Source organism: Acetivibrio saccincola, assembly GCF_002844395.1.
In the GTDB taxonomy this organism is placed as follows: Bacteria; Bacillota; Clostridia; order Acetivibrionales; family Acetivibrionaceae; genus Herbivorax; species Herbivorax saccincola.
This window is the reverse complement of the sequence record NZ_CP025197.1, coordinates 1,462,489-1,483,271: the sequence shown is the minus strand read 5'-3', so window position 1 is coordinate 1,483,271 and position 20,783 is coordinate 1,462,489. Positions and strand designations below refer to the sequence as shown.

The 20,783-nt window shown below is 35.2% G+C and carries 12 protein-coding genes and 2 pseudogenes; all 14 read right to left on the bottom strand.

What is annotated here, in order from left to right:
- Positions 1-51: 51 nt before the first annotated feature.
- Positions 52-1,491 (bottom strand): ISLre2 family transposase, encoded by a 1,440-nt coding sequence (locus HVS_RS06535; RefSeq protein ID WP_235827484.1) that lies wholly within the window; start codon positions 1,489-1,491, stop codon positions 52-54.
- A 364-nt stretch (positions 1,492-1,855) separates the two neighbouring features.
- On the bottom strand, positions 1,856-3,085 hold the full coding sequence (locus tag HVS_RS06530) for an IS256 family transposase (protein WP_014256049.1): 1,230 nt from the start codon (positions 3,083-3,085) through the stop codon (positions 1,856-1,858).
- A gap of 1,107 nt (positions 3,086-4,192) precedes the next feature.
- A pseudogene (locus tag HVS_RS06525) lies at positions 4,193-4,603 on the bottom strand (anti-phage BREX system Lon protease BrxL); the annotation flags it as partial.
- A 64-nt stretch (positions 4,604-4,667) separates the two neighbouring features.
- A complete protein-coding gene (locus HVS_RS06520; protein ID WP_101300395.1) occupies positions 4,668-5,885 on the bottom strand; it encodes a hypothetical protein in 1,218 nt (405 codons plus the stop codon).
- 23 nt (positions 5,886-5,908) lie between these two features.
- Entirely contained in the window at positions 5,909-8,467 is a 2,559-nt protein-coding gene (pglZ, locus tag HVS_RS06515) for a BREX-1 system phosphatase PglZ type A (protein WP_101300393.1), read from the bottom strand.
- 59 nt (positions 8,468-8,526) lie between these two features.
- Positions 8,527-9,687 carry an RNA-binding domain-containing protein gene (locus tag HVS_RS06510; protein ID WP_101300389.1) on the bottom strand — a complete coding sequence of 387 codons (1,161 nt, stop codon included), beginning with the start codon at positions 9,685-9,687 and terminating at the stop codon, positions 8,527-8,529.
- A gap of 18 nt (positions 9,688-9,705) precedes the next feature.
- Positions 9,706-10,077: pseudogene (locus tag HVS_RS06505) on the bottom strand (BREX-1 system adenine-specific DNA-methyltransferase PglX); the annotation flags it as partial.
- Positions 10,078-11,317: 1,240 nt separating this feature from the next.
- Positions 11,318-13,141 carry a glutamine--fructose-6-phosphate transaminase (isomerizing) gene (gene glmS / locus HVS_RS06500; RefSeq protein WP_101304111.1) on the bottom strand — a complete coding sequence of 608 codons (1,824 nt, stop codon included), beginning with the start codon at positions 13,139-13,141 and terminating at the stop codon, positions 11,318-11,320.
- Between the two features lie 26 nt (positions 13,142-13,167).
- Positions 13,168-14,517 (bottom strand): phosphoglucosamine mutase, encoded by a 1,350-nt coding sequence (gene glmM, locus HVS_RS06495; RefSeq protein WP_101304109.1) that lies wholly within the window; start codon positions 14,515-14,517, stop codon positions 13,168-13,170.
- A 143-nt stretch (positions 14,518-14,660) separates the two neighbouring features.
- On the bottom strand, positions 14,661-16,253 hold the full coding sequence (locus HVS_RS06490; protein ID WP_101300386.1) for an NAD(P)/FAD-dependent oxidoreductase: 1,593 nt from the start codon (positions 16,251-16,253) through the stop codon (positions 14,661-14,663).
- On the bottom strand, positions 16,253-17,476 hold the full coding sequence (locus HVS_RS06485) for a CdaR family protein (protein ID WP_101300384.1): 1,224 nt from the start codon (positions 17,474-17,476) through the stop codon (positions 16,253-16,255). The genes HVS_RS06490 and HVS_RS06485 overlap by 1 nt, the downstream gene beginning before the upstream one ends.
- Complete coding sequence (gene cdaA, locus HVS_RS06480; protein ID WP_101300382.1) at positions 17,469-18,353, bottom strand: diadenylate cyclase CdaA; 885 nt, start codon at positions 18,351-18,353, stop codon at positions 17,469-17,471. The genes HVS_RS06485 and cdaA overlap by 8 nt, the downstream gene beginning before the upstream one ends.
- Positions 18,354-18,469: 116 nt before the next feature.
- On the bottom strand, positions 18,470-19,336 hold the full coding sequence (amrS, locus tag HVS_RS06475) for an AmmeMemoRadiSam system radical SAM enzyme (protein WP_101300380.1): 867 nt from the start codon (positions 19,334-19,336) through the stop codon (positions 18,470-18,472).
- 29 nt (positions 19,337-19,365) lie between these two features.
- Positions 19,366-20,736, bottom strand: a complete 1,371-nt coding sequence (amrA, locus tag HVS_RS06470; protein ID WP_101300378.1) for an AmmeMemoRadiSam system protein A — start codon at positions 20,734-20,736, stop codon at positions 19,366-19,368.
- Positions 20,737-20,783: the final 47 nt, after the last annotated feature.

The following is a 20,783-nucleotide window of genomic DNA, read 5'->3' as shown; positions in this document are numbered from 1 at the left end:
AGGCTTACTTGTAAACTTTCCCGTAATTTTTGCTTTATTATTACCTCATCCCTATCCGCATATACCTATAATACGCCTTAATTCTTTATATAAACCAGTTTTACACCCCTTATGAATAACAGTTAAATTACTATTCCATACACTCTCATACCTGTTTGATGACTTCTTTAATTCCTTAATTAATTTTTCCTGAATTTCTTGCCTACTAGATGCTAACTTTTTTTGTTTTTGTGCCATAACTATGTCATATACCTTACCGCCATTCTTCTTGTATATTATTAGCTTTGACATCTTTTCTACACCTTTTCTCGACCAGCCTTTAGGTCTTGAACTTAAACGGGATGAAAATACATGACTCACATGACCTTCAGCACTACAACCCACTATTCCTCTGTTTGACCTTATTTCTATACCATCCCAATTATTTAAAATATATCGCTTTGCATTTTTTATAGCCTTTATTTTATTTTCATTATCGCCTGTCTTTTCAATTATCTTTTTAAAAACCTTTGTTAGCATTTTTTTATCAGATAAATTCAAAGCCTCCTGTAAATCTTGGCTTATTGCTTCATCATTTAAATGTGTGGTCGCAACTCTTACGTATTTTTGAAGATGGTATCTATCAAGTACAAATTTACTTTTTGAAAGACAGTTAACTCCTTGCCTTATCCATGACGCCCCATCTCCTGATATATACACCGTCTCTAAAAAATCAACGTCATATTGTTTATATATGTATTCCGATACTTCAAGCCACAAATCTTCTGAATTCTTATACACTCCCCCAAAATATCGAACATTCTTTAATACTTTTCTCTTCTTATTACTTTTTTCAAAGTCAATTCCCTCATGCACATATACAAGTTTTGGCATAATTGTATTTCTCTTGCCCTTCTCATTCTGTCTCAATATACTTTTTTGTTGTAATGCTACATGGTCCTCATCGGCCTCAACATACAATATTTTTACTTCTCTCTTTTTATCTACTTTTATTTCAGGCTCAACTATTTCAATATTATGTATTTTATTCATCACTGCTTGTTTGCTGATTTCATCAATATATGTCGCCTTTTCTCCTGCCTTTCTGTAGCTGCTGTCAGCTGCTTCATCTATTGCATTAATTACAACATCGGCACTTACTCTGTCATGTGGTTCTACACCTACAATCCTGTCGACTAGGTGTTGTCTATTACCATTTTCCTTATGCTTAAAATATGTCCTGTTATAACTTAGTGTTCCAAATGTCGTTAAAATAGCTGTTTTATCTTTTCTTATAATTTCCCAATACTGTTTCCTTATTTCACAGTTACGGAAATATTCATCCATATCTTCAAGCACTTCTTTAAGTATATCGCGTCCAAGTTTAAATAAATCTTCTTTTAGACCAAGAACAAGATCAGCTAAGTCTTTTCCTTCTTCAATAAAATTTTTTATCTTTTTTTCAATTCTTTTTACCCCAAATTCATTAAAATGTTGTATACTATTATACATAGAAGATGTCATCCTTTCTATTTATTATTTTTGCTTAATTAATATCTTAACAGGATGTCATCTTCTTTTCAATTATATATGGTATTTTATGTCTCATTCCCTACAATAACTTTACGCTAACAATTGTTTTCTACTATGTTTCTTTAATTTCCGCTAATGTGGTTGTCAAGGGCCCAAACCGGGCTTTTCCTTGACAACCACATTCCGCCATGCTCTCTTTATTTTGCCGAGGGATGAGGGGAAGAAGCAAGCTACATTTACCTCATCCTCCGCAATTTTCCAGTGTAGCATGGCGGACACTGCCTAAGGCCATTTAAGTGTAGTAAAAATAGCCTCGGGATTCAGCTAAAAAAGCAAGCTAACTTTATTTGTGCAATAATGCCTCTGGGGCCAAACTATATGTCCCAATTGCAGGCTTTACCAACTTATTCATTGATTCTTTACTAAAGTACCTTCGACCAATTTGCCATTCCTCGTGCTGCTCTATTAATATTGATCCAACCAATCTTATTACTGATTCACGATTTGGAAATATACTTACCACGTCAGTTCTTCGCCGTATTTCCCTGTTTAGTCTTTCTAATGGATTCGTGGAATGTAGCTGTGCCCAATGTTCTCGCGGAAACTCCATATACTGCAACACATTCTCACATCCATTTTCCAAAACTTCCATTGCTTTCGGAAATCTTCCCTTTAACTGTTCTACAACTGTATATAATTGATTCTTAGCTGTTTTCTGGTCCGGTGCTGCAAATACTGTTCTTACTATTGCTGATACCATACCTTGCTGTTTCCGTGGCACCTGACTTAATACATTCCTCATAAAATGCACTCGACACCTTTGCCACGAACAACCTACTAAAACTTCTGAAATCGCCTTTTTTAACCCTTCGTGAGAATCACTAATAACAAGTTGGACTCCATGTAATCCACGATTTACAAGTCGGCGTAAAAACTCTGTCCAGAATGGCCCGCTTTCTGTAAGTCCAACATCAAAACCCAAAATCTCACGTTCACCATTTTCATTAACACCTACTGCTACAACCAATGCCATGTTTTCTACATGTCCACCTTCCCGTACTTTTGGAAATGTTGCATCCAACCACAAATATGGATATTTAATTGTTAATTTACGGTTTACAAATTGAGTAACATATTCATCAAGTTCTTGGCTTATGCGTGATACTTTACTTTTATCAATACCTTCCATACCAAGTGCCTGAACTAATTCATCCACTTTTCGGGTGCTTATACCATGGACATATGCTTCCTGAACAACATTAACAAGTGCTTTTTCCCACATACGCCTGGGCTCTAGAAAACTTGGGAAATAGGTTCCCTCACGAAGTTTAGGTATTTTTAAATCAATGGTACCAAGACGGGTATTATATGGTCTGATTCTGACACCATTCCTTTGATTATTTCTTTCTTCTGTACGTTCATACTTATCTGCACCAATTTTTGCAGTCACTTCAGCTTCCATCAACTTATTTAGTATTAAAGCCATCAGATCTCTCATGAAATCTCCATCTTTTACATGTCCATAATACTTGAAAATTTCTTCGATTAGTGGCATTATATCTTTTGTAGCCATGATATGACCTCCTCTACTTTTGTTTGGCTAACATAGTAGAAAACCATATCGTGGCTTTATTTTCAAGGGACAATATTTTCCAGTAATTTTAAGTCATCAATTTTACACTACTACTTAAGACTATAACTCTAAATAAATGAATAAAATCAATAAGCATCTCACTTCTCTCAATATTTATATAATGAAACCAGAAATTAAGACAGACAAAACGTTCAAAATGTATATTTAAAATAAACTCCGCTCCAAAGCGAAATCGCTCAAACTCTTATCCCATCTAACCTCAACCCTATTCTCCTAATTTCATCCATCTAATAAAGTCGATTCTAAAAATCCATATTTTCATTCCATTTAATAACATTTATTTCTTAATTCTTGTAACAATTTTTAAATAAAGTCGGTTCCAAATAGGGGTAAGTTGCAAGGGGCAAAATTATATGGTTGCATTTCCTCACGTGCTTTTTCTATTCTTTTTTCAATATATAATACTCTCAATCCCTTTCAAATCGTTTTCTTCAGCCTTATTACTTACCCCTTAACTCTCCCTACAAAAAATCAAATCCCGCAGCCAAGCAGGTTTTCTCCTGCTGTATATTTAAAATAAACTCCGCTCCAAACGACTTTCCCTCAAACCCTTATCCCTTCTCGCCTTATGCCCATTTTCCTAATTCTTTCCATATAATAAAGTCGGTTCAAAAATTCCATATTTTCATTCCATTTAATAACATTTATTCCTTAATTCTTGTAGTATTTTTTAAAATAAAGTCGGTTCCAAATAGGGATATGTTGAAAGGAAAATAGGAATAAGTTTCATGGGTTAAGGGTTAAGGTTTTATTTCACCCTTTCAGTTGCTATATCAATATTATCTTCAATACAGTAGTCAATACTTCTCTCAATCCCTTTAAAATCAATAGTTTTAAGGCTGTAACCAACAAATAATTCTAATCAAAATTCTAATGAAAAATCTAACCCCTTAACCCTTACTCCTTTATCCTCCCATCCTATTATGCAGCCAATCAGGATTTCTCCTGCATCTGCTACGGGATTTTGGAACGAACTTTATTTTTATAGAGCGAAGTTTATTATTACGGAGTGGAGTTTATTTGTATTATACAGCACCATATGCCGCCACATAGGAGTTTTTCATATTGTTTTACATAACTCGGGGATATGGCCACTCCTTTTATGCCCAAATTTGAAAATTCGGCTTCATAGATGTCCTTCTTTTCATTAAGTTTTACACTAACCTTATCAATAACGGTATATTTTCCTATCTCCCTAATCTTGGATTTTACCTTCTCGGCTTCATCAGGACGCACAAAATTTTCAGCCAGAATTCTTTTTACTGTTTCAACACCTTCACTAATTCCATCTTCGTCATCAGTTGCGCAATACATACCCAAAAGATATTCAAGGACATATACGGGCACGTTTGCACCTTCTTTTATCTTTTTTGTTAAGTCCTTTCTTACAACCCTGCCAGCAAAATATTGATTCAGTTTCCTGCTTAATTCATCCACTATTTCAACCCCTTAACTATACTCTGTATTCCTAACATAGTAGAACAATATATTTTAATAAATCCTAAGACACTTCTTCTCCTAAGTAATACAATCCTTCATCTTTTACGATAAATACTTGCTCCCCCTTATTAAAGGATATTAGATTTCTTACTGAATCAATTGTATTTATTACACTCTTCTCAAAGTCTTCCATCCTTTTTACAAAGTTAGTATCAAATTTTCCTTTCTCATTCCATACTTTATCTTTATTAATAATTGCTTTACGTTCAATTTGTTCTAATACCCCTGAATATTTATTAATGATATCTCTATTAAACGTAACTGAATCTATAAAGTGAATGTTTAAATCTTCTATTAAGTTATTGCAGTATTCATCATCATAAATCTGGGCTAACTGCATCTCATACATTTTGCCTATTAACAATAATTCAAAACATATATGCTGTTGAACAAGCAATTCTGATACCTCAATCTCAACTTTTTGCACCTCATTAACTCTTTTACCTGTAGTTCTATTATTGCTGATAATACTGTCTAATTCTGCATTCTTTCTTTTTATTGTACTTTCATAAAATAGTAGATTTTGTTTTAGTTCTACTAAATAAGACTGCAAATTAGTCAATGTAGCAATTCTCAAATCAGAATTATTTATTATAATATTGAGATTATTTCTGATATAGGTATAGAAACCAAATATCGCCTTGTTTTTCGCTTTTTTATCATCTAAAAACATCGATATTATTTCTCTTACATCCTTTGATATACTTTCTAAAGACTTATTTATTCTAGCCATAAAATACTGACCCGTAATTGCGGATATTGCTGTAAATACCATTACAGGTGTTAACGACAAATTCTGCAATTCAACTAAACCAGCATGAGTATTTCCGATTTTGCCATTATTAACCAAAGGAGTTCCTAACATTCCATTTTTATATCTCATTAACTCTCCTACTGCCCCTTCAGGAAAAACTACTTTATAAGCACCCTTTAGCATCTTTGATTGTTTTGCAGTTTGCACTATAGGAAGATATTGGATGAGACTCATAATCTTCTCTGAACTGCCAATTGGTCTTAAACTTTTTGTTTCGTACTTATTTGGACTATCAATTAAAGACTCTACATGTAAGAATGGTTTATTATCAATTGGATTTACAAACTGTAATGAATTATTTAGTTCCTTTTCCTCTTCTGGTTGATTTTTAATTTCTGACTTAATTTCTTCAATATTCTTCAGAATTTCATCTATTCCCAATAACCTCTTAATATACTTCTTCATATTGGCCTCCTTTCAACCATCTATTAAAACCCAAAATCATCACTTATGGCTATATCAATAATAAACGGTATTTTATCATATATCCTTTCCACTGTTTCCTCTTCATCTTCCATAATAAGATAATATTTCTTCGTTTTATCATATTTTCTGTTCTTCAATACAAACTTTTCCCTGAAACTTCTGTCCTCATAAGTTTCCGACTTGCTATCAGCAATAATTATATTCTCATTTGATATCCTATTATTTTCTTCATCTACAAAATATACTTTAAGCCTCAATGGAACACGCTTATCCTCTATCTTCTCAGTCTGGAAGAATTCCAAATAAGATATGGTGTTAGTTATTTTTCTGGTTATGCTTGTAAGTTTCACATCGACTTTTGTCACTTCATTTTTACTATCCTTACTCCTATCATTCTTAAACTTAATAACAGGAATAAGAATCTCCTGCAAAGATGTACCACCATGCACATAGTTGGCTCCTGTACCCTGCACCTTAAACCTGTTTACTCCCCTTGGAGAAATATATTTAAGGCTGGTGCCAGGTCCAAGTAAATACTCCATATCAAAGGTTAAGGTGCCATCCAACTCTAAAGTCTTCGTACTCAATACAAACCGTCTGTTTTCATAAGCATCTTCGATAGAACCTTTTGATATTTTATCGCTTTCCATGAGGTTTCCACGTTTATATATAAATCCGTGGTCGGCAGTTATAATGATATTTGTTGCTGTAACATTGTTTACAAGATTATTTATTAACAGTATTAATTCTTTAAATGCTTCTTCCACTGCATCAAAAACTTCTCTTTCTGTTTTGCTATTGTCTCCTCTTGCATCAATAGCATTATGATATATATAAATTAATTCTTTTCCGCCGAAAGTTTTACGCATATCATCCCTTTTCATATCAATAACATCCATGAACTGCACTGCTATTGATTCCTGACTGTAATTATTTAGAATTCGATTCCTGTTATCCGTTCCTTCTGAAGATATGCCGTCTACATATGCCTTATAATCCTCGTCTAATGTAATAGCCTTATGGGGTAAAAGGGATGACATGCCAAGACGGGTGCTGGATGGTATACAGCCTTGCATATATACAATCTCAGTAGACCCTTTCCTTTCTTTATTGAGCATATCACAAAACTCCCTGGCGGCCTCATATCTAAGTGCATCTGAAATAATAACAAATACCCTTTCTCTACGATTTTTAAATGGTTTTATGTACGTGTTGTAAAAGTCCTTCTGCATAATCATACCGGGAATTGTCCAATTTCCATTTAAAGTTTCCAGACTATCGGACCACTTAATAGAGAGTGTATTGAGATAACCGTTAACATAGATATTTTCAATCTTATCCCTTAATTCCATCAGCAGTTCCTTGTTTTGCAGTCTGTCGAAAGAAGTATAGAATTTTCTGTAGGCAGTATCCAGTTTATAATACTGCTCCGCATATCTTTTAGCAAACTCCAAAGGGGTATACTGCCGTATATTCTGGCTAACATCCTTCCAGCAGTCAAATAACTCTATAGCCCAGTAGATACACTCATATTCTGATTTAAAAAAGTTATACCAGTGCTTTGTCCTCCTGGCTTGAATAATATCCCTATACCTTCCAAACTCTCCTATATCAGAAAGAAGTTGTTCTGTGAGTTTCCTTATAACTGCTTCATCAAAGACTTTGAAAGTGTCACAGTTGATATAGTCCTCTATTTCCCAGTTGTCTATATATTCATGTACTTTCAGTTTCCATTCCATGCTGTTTGCCAACCTGTCATAAGCAGCAGAGTAGAGAGAGTGGTTCATGAAGTTGCTCAAGAATACCACACAGTCAGCCTTTCTTGCAGAAACATATTTTCTCCATGTATCAGGCAATTCACCGTTAAGGCAATATGCAACATTTGTAACCAGCATGAATACGGCTAATTTCTCAAGAGTAGGCTCCTTATCACTATACCCATAATATTTATCAGCAAGTTTCCACAGTACGTCTAATCTTCCAAACTTCTCGATAGCCTCCAGGTACTTGTTTTTCTCCAAATCTTCTTCCATCAAAAGCACTCTTAAAACTTCATCAAAATCTGGATAAGGCAGTTTGCACAATGACGATAGCACCGCCAAATCCACTGTTTCTTCTGTGTACTTTTCTATTTCATATCCTTTAAAAATCTTTTCTCTGTCCTTTTTGTTAAAGAACTTTATATATTTCCTAAACACGCTCTTTAAACTGTCATCCGAAATATTCAAGTCTCTCATGATGACAGCAGCCTTGTCAGTAGAAAATTCTATACTGTATTTTAGTATATCCAGTAAGTAATTCTCTTTTGGGGACGGTTTCTCAAAAGGAGCATAGAGAAGATAGTTAGAATCCATATCTACCTTCTCCAATTGATATTTCACATAAAAATAACTGTTTTTACTTAATTTAATTATCTTTGCATTTTCAAGATTTAGTTCATCTATATCTTCCTTGAATTCCCCATCACCGTCATACCAGAAAACAATATGGCGTTTCTTCCCTTCACTCAATTCTTTATTAAAAGTATCTTCAAGAAGCATTTTTACCTGAGTTAAATCCATTAAAATCACCTATCTACTATAAAAATTAATAATTCATGGCCTCATCAACAGACAATTATTTATGCTTTATATATTGTCAAAACAAACTCTTCTCCCTGCTCCATGAGTAATGGTTCTTTTGCCCCTGCTTCCTTCATTTTTTTTAGTATCATTGGTATGCCTCTTCCCAACTGGTCAATATATCTCATATTTTCCATGTACTTAACAAGGAAAGGGTTTCGGGCATAGGAAACCCCTATCTTCATCTTCTCTATTGTTACCGTATTAGGGAGCCTTCCCGGGCTTCTAAACTCTATACGGTCATCATACATAAGAACCCTTATTTTAGACCCGCTGATGCTGTAATTTCTGTGCACCAGCGAGTTTACGATGGCTTCCCTCATAACAATCATGGGATATTCTTCCTTATCTTCCCTTTTCAGACCGTTAATTACCGACGGGATAAGCATATTATTTTTTATCACAACCATCAATTGTTCCGCAATATCCTGAATTCTTCCAGTTATTATCTTTTTATCAATTAATTCATCCGTGATTTCATTGCCTTTAAAATGAGCAAAACTCACTCCATTCTGCGGAAGGTGCTTTTCAGGGTTTTTGCCAAATACCAGCAGTCCCCCCACAGTACAGAGTTTTCTGCCATCAACCTCTTTAAGGATGTCTGCATTTACCAGTATCCTTTCTACAGATTCCTCAGGCTCTTCAAGCAAATCAAATGTGTTATACTTCATAAAGTAATCTCTAATAATATCGGTGTTTAAATCTTTGATAGATGTTCCTTCAACGGGAGAAATATCAAAATGGAGGCTTCCTCCTGCCTCAAAAAGCCGCAGCAATTCCTCCTTTGATGCAATCCTCTTTGTGGTGCCCACCCGTATATAATATTTATGGTCAGCAGTATAATATGGCTTATTAAGCCCCTTAGGGACAGTAATAACCGCAATCCTCTTCCCTTCTACTTCTATGTTTTCATACAAAGGAATAATATGAGGAATACAATTATTTCTGCATATATTCATCACCGTTTCTTCTATCTTATCATCTTTTACCCCTTTTATATTTCCTTCATCATCAACCCCAATAAGAATCATACCTCCTTCTGAATTGGAAAAGGCAACAATCTCCTCCGCCAGTTCTTTTGCTTTTATTTCCTCTTCTTTGAACTCAATATACGAATTTTCCCCATTTTGAATTATCTTCTTTATTTCATCTGTAGTCATACGAAAACCTCCTGTTAACTATATTTTCGCCAGCAAGTCCGCTTTCAATAGCTTCCTGCCTTCACCCTGAGGTATCTCAATTCCCTGGAACTTAGCATAGTTTACACTTACCCCGTCATCTAAATCTATCTTTATCCTCTGGTTTGCAACATGGGCGATTACCTGGTCATACTGCAAGCATTCATCTATCTGTTTTAGTATCTTCTCCTTTTTCTTCCTTGCATTGGCCTTTTCCCTCTGAGAAGCATTGGAGTCAATGACAATATCCAGCCTCTTAATCTCTGCTTCATAGGATTTCTGCAGTTTATGTAAATAGTCAGTTCTTACCCTTGCCACCGTAAACTCATCATATCGGTGCATGTAGATGAGTGCCTTGAAGCCATCTTGCTTATTTTTAACACGAGTTTTTTATCTTTGACACGAGTTTTTTTGGGTTATACACCTCACATTTACTAAATTAGTTATATGAACACATTTATATATAATATTCGATATAATATTCGATATATTTTTTTAATTTCCTTCATTTTTCACAAGCAAAATCTATTATTTTATTGAAAATTCATACAAAATTTTATCAAAATAAGTAATTTCAACCTATATCTTATTATCAAATCATATCCATTACTATCTCTTTTTTCTTGCCTTCTGTGTAAACATCAATTAAAGTCGTTCAGATTAAAATAAAGTCATTCCTTTGGAATAGGTTCAAGGGGCAAGGTATAGGGAATTAAATTATGCATCCTTTTTATAAATAAATCCTTTGTAATCTACTTATCATGCAGATTACAAAGGATTATATTTTTCTTTCCTTATCCCTTTTCCCTGTAAAAAGAACAACTTTATTTACTTTTTCTCCTCCATTTTTCCATTAAATTCAATTACCTATTTTACAGAACATCTTAGTTTTATCCCATTCATCAAACATACAAGTTCACGGAATTAACCAAGAACATAAGAATCTATTCTTGGAATAACTTTATTTTATTTATGGAACAACTTTATTATCACAGAGTCGACTTTATTATTCATTTCATTTCTCTTGTTCCTTTTACCTAAAAATCCATACCCCTAACTATGTATATTTAAAATAAACTCCGCTCCAAACCGAAATCCCTCAAACCCTTATCCCTTCTCGCCTTATGCCCATTTTCCTAATTCTTTCCATATAATAAAGTCGGTTCAAAAATTCCATATTTTCATTCCATTTAATAACATTTATTCCTTAATTCTTGTAGTAATTTTTAAAATAAAGTCGGTTCCAAATAGGGATATGTTGAAAGGAAAATAGGAATAAGTTTCATGGGTTAAGGGTTAAGGTTTTATTTCACCCTTTCAGTTGCTATATCAATATTATCTTCAATACAGTAGTCAATACTTCTCTCAATCCCTTTAAAATCAATAGTTTTAAGGCTGTAACCAACAAATAATTCTAATCAAAATTCTAATGAAAAATCTAACCCCTTAACCCTTACTCCTTTATCCTCCCATCCTATTATGCAGCCAATCAGGATTTCTCCTGCATCTGCTACGGGATTTTGGAACGAACTTTATTTTTATAGAGCGAACTTTATTTTCATGGAGTGAACTTTATTTGAATTATACATTAAAATCAATCTCTTTCCTGGCTCTACTCAACAGTCACACTCTTTGTCAAGTTCCTTGGCTTATCAACATCGCATCCCTTCACCACAGCCATGTAGTATGCAAAAAGCTGCAATGGAGTTACTGCTGCAACAGGTGCTATGAAAGGATCAACATCAGGTATTGTGAAAACCTCATCTGCAACTTTATGAACTTGTTCGTTGCTCTCCCTTGCTATTGCTAAAACAGTTGCCCCTCTTGCTTTAACTTCCTTTATATTGCTTATCATCTTATCCATAAGGTCATCCTGGGTTACAGGACATACAACCAGCGTACCATCTTCAATAAGGGCAATGGTCCCGTGTTTTAGTTCTCCTCCTGCATAAGCCTCAGAATGTATATAAGATACTTCTTTAAGCTTTAAAGAACCTTCCATAGAAAGTGCATAATCAAGACCTCTTCCAATAAAGAATATATTTTTTACATTGCAGTGGGAAGAAGCAAATCGCTGTATCGCTCCCTTGTTTCCTAATATATCTTCAATAGCATCCGGAATAGTCTGAAGGCCTTCAATTATATTTTTATACTGCTCTTCACTCATACAACCTCTCTTATACGCCAATTCCAAAGTCAAAAGGTACAATGCACAAAGCTGTGCATTATAAGCCTTAGTTGAAGCAATTGCAATTTCCGGTCCCGCCCAGGTATATAAAACGTCATCCGACTCCCTGGCAATTGTACTTTCTACAACGTTAACTATAGAAAGTACCCTCGCACCTTTTTTCTTTGCCTCTCTCAATGCAAAGAGGGTATCTAATGTCTCACCTGACTGGCTTATTATAATAGCCATATCTTTATCTGTAACAATAGGATCCCTGTACCTGAATTCAGAAGCAACATCCACTTCCACAGGGATTCTTGCTGTCTTTTCTATTATATATTTAGCTATAACTCCTGCATGATAAGCCGTTCCACATGCAACAATGTGTATTTTCCCTATATTTTTAACATACTCTTCGGTTAATTCTATATCATCCAACACTACTCTTCCGTTTTTTATCCTAGGACCTATTGTGTCCTTTATCGCCTTAGGCTCTTCACATATTTCCTTCATCATAAAGTGTTCATAGCCTGCTTTTTCTGCAGCTGCAACATCCCAGGTTACCTTAAACACTTCTTTTTTTACTTCAACACCAAGATTATTATAAACCTTTACATTATCAGCAGTCAGCACTACAACTTCTTTATCATCTAAAATATAGACATCCCTGGTATAATCTAATATCGCCGGAATATCAGACGCCACATAATTTCCATCTTTTCCAAGTCCCACTACCAACGCACTGTCCTTTTTTACTGCCACAAACATTTCAGGACAATCGGTACACATAATTCCAAGGGCATATGAACCCTCTATTTCATTTAAAGTTTCAATAACAGCTTTTACTAAATCACCTTTATAGTTGTATTCAACTAAATTTCCTACCACTTCAGTATCTGTTTCAGAAACAAATTCATATCCTTTTGTCTCTAAAAACTCCTTTAGCTCTAAATAATTCTCTATTATGCCGTTATGTACAACGGCTATCTTTCCTGATTTGCTAACATGGGGATGTGAATTTATATCACTGGGTTTTCCGTGAGTTGCCCATCTGGTATGACCTAGTCCTATAAACCCCTTAGGATAATTTTGAGACATTTTTTCCTCTAAAATCGCAAGTTTTCCTTTGCATTTTAATACCGTCAAATTACTGTCATCTAAAACAGCCATCCCTACAGAATCATAACCTCTGTATTCCAGTTTCTTAAGACCGTTTATAAGTATTGGCGCTACCTCTTTATTACCTACATATCCAACTATTCCACACATAAATACCTCTCCTTTACATTTAAAAGTCAACCAAGCCTCTCTTCTATGACCTTTGCCAGTTCCTCTGCCTTTTTTGTAATGTATTCCTGGTCTTTTCCTTCGATCATTACACGTATGAGTGGCTCCGTGCCAGATGCTCTTACCAGCACCCTGCCTTCACCTTTAAATTCTTCTTCTAATTTTTTGCACATATCAGAAACCACTTCATCATCAAGATATGAGTTCTTTTTTTCGTTTTTGACTTTTGCATTTCTTAGAACCTGAGGCAGTACTTGCATTACAGAAGCAAGCTCCGACAGTTTTTTCCCTGAAGATTTTAAAACATTCAAAAGCTGTACACCGGTTAAAAGTCCATCTCCTGTAGTATTGTGCTGCAAAAATATAATATGACCTGATTGTTCGCCGCCTAGTACATAGCCGTTTTCTAACATGCATTCCAAAACATATCTGTCCCCTACTTTTGTCTTAAGAATATTTATGTTTTCCTTTTTTGCCATCATATCAAGACCCAGATTGCTCATTACAGTTGCAACAATTGTATCTTTTGAAAGCTTCCCTTTTTTCTTTAGGTCCAATCCTAAGATAGCCATTATTTGATCCCCGTCCACAACGTTGCCTTCTTCATCAACTGCAAGAACCCTGTCTGCATCCCCGTCAAAGGCAAGACCTGCATCCGCACCGGTCTTTTTAACAAACTCCTTCAGCTCTTCCATATGTGTAGAGCCGCAATTTTTGTTTATGTTAATTCCATCCGGTCTTTCATTTAAAACAAAAACCTCTGCCCCCAATTCCCTAAGCGCCTTAGGTGCTGCCTTAAATGCCGCTCCGTTAGCACAATCCAATGCAATTTTTAATGTTTTAAAGTCACCGTCAACTGTACTTTTTATGTACTCAACATAGTCATCCACTGCAGTTTCTACTGCAATTTCTCTTCCCAACTTATCACCTATAGGGAGGGAAATTTCTTCAGAATTATTAAGAATAATTGATTCTATCCTATCCTCAATCTCATCTGGCAATTTGTAACCTTCATTATTAAAAAACTTTATTCCATTAAATTCATAAGAGTTGTGAGAAGCAGAAATAACAACACCTGCATCTGCTTTATATTTTCTTACAAGATATGCCACAGCTGGAGTGGGTACCACACCAAGATATACAGCATCTGCCCCTACAGAACAAAGACCTGCCACAAGAGCTGATTTTAACATATCCCCTGATATTCTTGTATCCATACCCACAAGCACCTTAGGACTGCTGTTTAACTCAGAAGTCAAAACATAAGCACCTGCCTGACCCAGCTTATACGCCAGTTCAACAGTTAAATCCTTGTTTGCTACACCTCTTACACCATCAGTTCCAAAAAGCATTCCCAATACATTCATCCCCTCTACATTTATGTTAGTCTGACTTATACACCTTGTATACACTCTCTTTAAGGATTCATCCTATTTACAAGTATAATATATTATATACACTAAGTAAATACCATGACCCTTTTTTACAATTTATACTTTTTTTATAAACTTTCATTAGAGTAAGTTTCCATTATCTTTTCCGCTATTCTTATGCCATCTACAGCTGCACTTACTATACCGCCGGCATAACCTGCCCCTTCCCCTGCAGGGTAAAGTCCTCTTATGTCCAAAGCCTCTAAATTATCATCCCTTAAAATCCTGACCGGCGAAGAAGTCCTGGTTTCAACCCCCGTCAAAACAGCATCTTCAATGCCAAACCCATTTATTTTTGCATCAAAGAAGGCAATGGACTTTTTTAATAAATCTGTAACATAAGGCGGTAGACAATAATTCAAATCTGAAAACTCCGTCTTCCCTGTATATGAAGGCTTAACACTACCTAATTTCCTTGTCACCCTGCCATTTATAAAATCTCCTAGCCTTTGAACGGGAGCCGCATAATTTCTCCCACCACATTGAAAGGCCAGCCTTTCCCATCTCCTTTGAAACTCAACCCCGGCTAAAGGATGGGAGTTTTCAAAATCCTCAGGTCCTACCGAAACCACCAGTGCACTGTTGGCATTTTCCCTGTCCCTGGCAAACTCACTCATCCCGTTAGTTAAAACAGTTTCAGGCTCTGACGCCGCCCCAACCACAACCCCTCCAGGACACATACAAAAAGAGTATACCGTCCTTTTGGAAAACTTTTTAAATATCTGATAATCTGCAGCCCCAAGTCTTGGATGTTTTGCAGCATCTCCATACATGGCATAATTAATTAGCTCTTGTGGATGCTCGATTCTTACACCTATGGAAAATGGCTTTTGAACAAACTTAACACCTCTATTATAAAGCACTTCAAAGGTATCCCTTGCACTGTGACCTATGGCCAGCACCACAACCTGGGAATGAATTTCTTCATAATTATTGACTTTAACCCCTTCAATTTTGCCGTCCTTTATTAAAAAATCCGTTACTTTTGCATTAAACCTTACTTCTCCCCCAAGGTCTATAATTCTCTTTCTCATATTACAAACCACTTTTTTAAGTACATCGGTGCCTATATGTGGCTTTGCCTTATACAGTATTTCCTCAGGAGCACCGGATTTATAAAATTCCTCCAAAACCATCTCTGAGCGCTTATCATTTATTCTGGTGGTAAGTTTGCCGTCTGAAAAAGTTCCTGCCCCACCTTCCCCAAACTGCACATTTGTCTCTTCATCCAGCTTCCCTCCTGCCCAAAATGAATTAACTATTTGTGTCCGTTTTTCCACACATTCCCCTCTTTCGAGTAAAAGAGGCTTATAGCCGTTTTGGGCCAGTATAAGGGAGGCAAACAAACCTGCAGGCCCGGAACCTATAACTACCGGCCTTTCTCTAATCTTTATGCTCCCGTAAACAAAAGGCTTTTTCAAGACATCCTCTAAAACCCTTATATCGCCCTTTGAAGGAATTCTTATTTTTCTGTCCGTTTCAACCATGACAGAATAAACAATATTAATATGAGGTTTTTTTCTGGCATCAATAGATTCTTTAACTATTTTAAATGAGGCAAAATCCCTCTCACTAACTCCTATTTTTTTTGAAGTGACTTTTTTTAAATCATATATTGTATCATCTAAATTCATTTTTAAATTATATACCAGTATTTTCATTATCCTTCATCCAAATCTTCTTTTTTTTCAATAATAACTTCTACTTCATAGTCCTCTAAAAGGTCTACAGTCCTTGGAAGCACAACTTTTAATGTTCTCTTATGCCTGCCTTCTTTAAGACCTTCCACATCTATACTTGGTTTTAAATTTTCCACTGAAATCCTGTCAAGTTCTTCTTTTCTTCCCTCTATACTAATATTTATATCCGTTCCCGGAATCTCATATATTAGTGAACCATCTATAACTGCATTTTCAATTGCTATATCCCAGCTTTTTATTGTAAATTCACGCACCGCTACTTTTTCAATAACCACATCAACATAAACATTTTCTGGTGTTTCAATTAAGCGTACCCCTTCCGGAATATTCAGCTCAACGGTTTTTGTAACGCTTTGGTTAGCATTTTCTATATCTATTTCTTGTGTTTTTACATTGTCAATCCACTCAATTATATCCGGCGGACCTGTTATAAGAGCTTTATCAGGTGAAACCTTATGAACTCCGTCTATATAATTTCTAGCCGGTTTCCCCTTTACAACAGGAACTATAGGCACTTCCTTTGCCATTTCCACTTCTACATTTACATTGAATATAAGCTCTTCATCTTCTAAAACTTCACCATTTACATCATAGACAACACACTCTTTTTGTATAACCATCTCACTTGTTATATTGCTAATATCAACAAAAACTTTAATCTCCCCAATGGAGTTAACCACAGAATCCGTTGCTTCTACAAATATAGTTTCAGGTGTGGACGATACTCCAATAAGCTTATAATTCTCTTTTGGTTTCCCCTCTATAACTATATTCACAGGAAAAGAATTTTTTTCTACTTTCTCCAATTCAAAATTTACCACACCCGGGGTAATGCTTTCTATGGAAAAGCCCTCCTTATGTATATATACATCAACATGAAGGCTTTTAGTCTTAACATCATCTATTTTTTCTAAATCAATTATAGCCTCTATATCATTTACATCTAAAGTGCTTATTTTATTCTGCCGCCCTTTTACACTAACAGAAATATTTCTGGGAAAATTTTTATTTACAATAACAAACCCTTTTTCCTTTAAACTCTCTTCATTTTCAATTTTCAGAGGTATATTAAAGTCATAAGAAATTACAGGGTTTGAACTGTCTAAAACAAAAAACCACAAAACAACTGCAAAAAACAATGATATGATTTTTATACCTATATCCTTTTCAAATAATCTACTCATTTTTAGACTTCACCTTCCATAACCCCAGCTTCTTGTTGGGCGCTTCCATATTAAGAAGATTTTTATTTAGGGCTTTTCTTAAACTATCACCGGTAAGGTTTCTTGTTAACCCGCCATTTAGTGCCACTGAAATCTTTCCGGATTCTTCAGATACAACAACCACTATTGAATCAGATACTTCTGTTATTCCTAAAGCTGCCCTGTGTCTCGTTCCTAAATCTTTACTTATATTTGGATTTTCTGTAAGCGGCAGAAAACAAGCCGCCGCTTTAATCTTCCTTTCCCTTATAACAACGGCACCATCATGAAGAGGTGTATTAGGAGAAAAAATATTAATTAAGAGTTCTGATGTAACATTTGCATCAATTTGTATGCCGGAATTAACTATATCCCCAATTTTTGTTTCTCTTTCTATAACAATAAGGGCACCTGTATATGTCTTTGCCATGCTGGTAACTGCTTTTACAATCTCTTCTATTAATGCCCTCACTTTAACTGTATCTGTTTCTTCTTCGAATGAAAAAATATTCCTGAACCTGCTTCTGCCTATCTTCTCTAAACCCCTTCTCAGCTCCGGCTGGAACAATACAATTAATGCAATTGTTATGTATTGAATGATTATTCTCAAAATAAACGCAATGGTCCTAAAACCTAAAGCATCACTTAATCTGGCAGCAATAAGGATAACAAAGACACCCTTTAATAGCTGCCACGCCCTAGTTTCCCTTACAAGTTTTATAAGCTTATATATTACATAAGATACTATACCAATATCTATTAATGATTTAACAATATCCCAAGGACCTTTAACGTCCAGCAAACTTAAAATAACAGAATCAAAAAACTCTTTAAAATTTTGTATATTTAGCAAATTCATTCAACAACCTCACACTCTTAAAACTTTTCTCACCTTAAAATTATAACGTTTTTTTATGTTCTTGAAAATATTTTTTAAAAAATAAAGAATATTTAAATATACATTAAAAAAATTTATTATACATTGCCAAGATATACGTAATTCAAATATTTTAACGCCTCTTTTCTAGCATTTTCAAGAGTCTGTATGGGTGTAGGCATCCTATTCCTCATTTTGTAATTAAGGAAAAATCTTGTTAAATGAAGGACAATATCAGGTGACAAAGATGAAAGCCATTTTGAAGCTAAAGCAATATCCAATACAGAATCATTAAGTCCGGGGATTACAAGCATAGTCACCTCCACATGACATTTTGAAGCTGCAAATTCTATAGTGTCCTTCACATGCTTCAAATGACCTTTACAAATATCCCTGTAAAAAGAATCGGTATATGCCTTTAAATCAATATTCATTGCGTCAATAAAAGGAATGAGTTTTTCCAGTGGCTCTCTTTCAATATACCCGTTTGTAACAAGCACATTAGATAAACCCGCTTCTTTTATCAATACAGACGTGTCGTATACAAATTCATACCATGTGGAAGGTTCATTATAGGTATATGCAACACCTATATTTCCTTCCGGTATAAGTTCCACTGCTTTATTTTTAAGCTCCTCAGGCGTTATTTTGTAGTGTCTTGGAATTTCATGGGCAATGGTCCAGTTTTGGCAAAATGAACATTTTAAATTACAGCCAAATGTACCAACGGATAATATCATACGTCCTGGCTTAAAATTGTTCAAAGGCTTTTTTTCTATAGGATCTAATGCAATGGAAGTAACTTTGCCATAATTTAGTGTATATAAATTCCCTCCAATATTTTTCCTTGTACCACACACCCCTGATTTATCAGGAGCTAAAACGCACCTATGTGGGCATAAAGTACATTTAACTTTTAAGTCCTCCTCTTTTATATAAAATACAGCCGGCTTTTTAACATCCAAAAGTTCATCACCTGCTTTTTAAAAAAATTTTATTCCCCGTATCTTATCACTTCAAACCTTTCCATTGAATAATTTTCTTTAGGGCTTATTCCAGCTTTACGAAGGGCTATGCTAACTTGTTCCTCAGGAGTGTCCACCCCTTCTAAATTAGGAAGAAGCAGTCCTGTACGAAAACCTGCCCTTACAATAACCCCGTATTTTTTTACATCCAAATCCTCTATTGAATCAATGGGCTCAGGCTCTAAAAGCACATCCACCGAATAAGAAAGAGAATCCAATTCATCTTCTCTCACAGCATTAAATCTTGGATCCCTGGTTCCGGAACTTATTGCATTGCTGATTATCTCCAATGCTATATTCTCTTTTGTAGGAAGTATAGTACCGATACATCCCCGGAGCTCACCGTTTTTCTTAATGGAGACAAAAGTACCTGCTTTATTTTTCAACATCTCATCCGGCAAATCATTCGGGACACCTATTATCTCTCCTGTTATTACATAGGTTTCCAAAGCTTTTTTGGCAAGGGACACATATGGATTTTTATCATAAATTTCAGTTTTTTCTGCTGTTTTTTCTTTTATTACATTAATTCTTGAAACCATATAACCTACACCGTACGGTCCTTCATAAGAAAAGAATTCCGGCTCCGTCTCATACCTATCCAGTGCCCCCAGCATTATCACAATTGAAGCTAATCCGCATTCACCGGCCTCTTCCCTAAAATCATCATCTATACTCAAAATTTCTTTAATATTCTTTTCCTTTATACAATCTACAATCAGATTATCAAACTTTTCCCCATACTCACTATAGCCATACGGCCCGTCATGGGTTAATCTGTGGGAAAGGTCACTGCTGGCAACAATAACCACATTTTCATCAGAATTTTTAACAGCTTCACTTATACATGTACCAAATTTATAAAGTTTTTCTAAAGGATAATTTGTTATTGACATGTGAACAAGCTTAAAATCCTTGTATTCTTTGTCTATATAGTATAAGGGTACAATGGCGCCGTGGTCTAGCTTATTTAAATCCCAAAATCCCCTGAAAAGTCCTGGCTCAATTCCCCCTGCGCTTATACCATGCTTTTTAGATATAGAAATTATCTTTTCCACCAAATCCAAATTATTTTCATAAGCTAAACTTACATCTTTTGCACGGAATTTTTCTAAATTCCCTTTTAAAACTTTTGCATCAGAAATATAAATATACTCCTGAAATAACGGAGCATGGGGGGTTATCACAATTATTGTTGAAGGCTTTTTCCCGGCAATACTCTTAGCAGCTTTTTTCGCAGCTTCAACTGTTCTAATAACTCTTGCTTCTGCTCCCTGCCCAACCTCCGGCACAATCAAAGGAGGATGGGGAAAAATATAGGAGCCGATTATTTTTCCCATATTCTCCTACCTCCCTGCAAAAATTGAAACAACAGCCGCTGCAATAG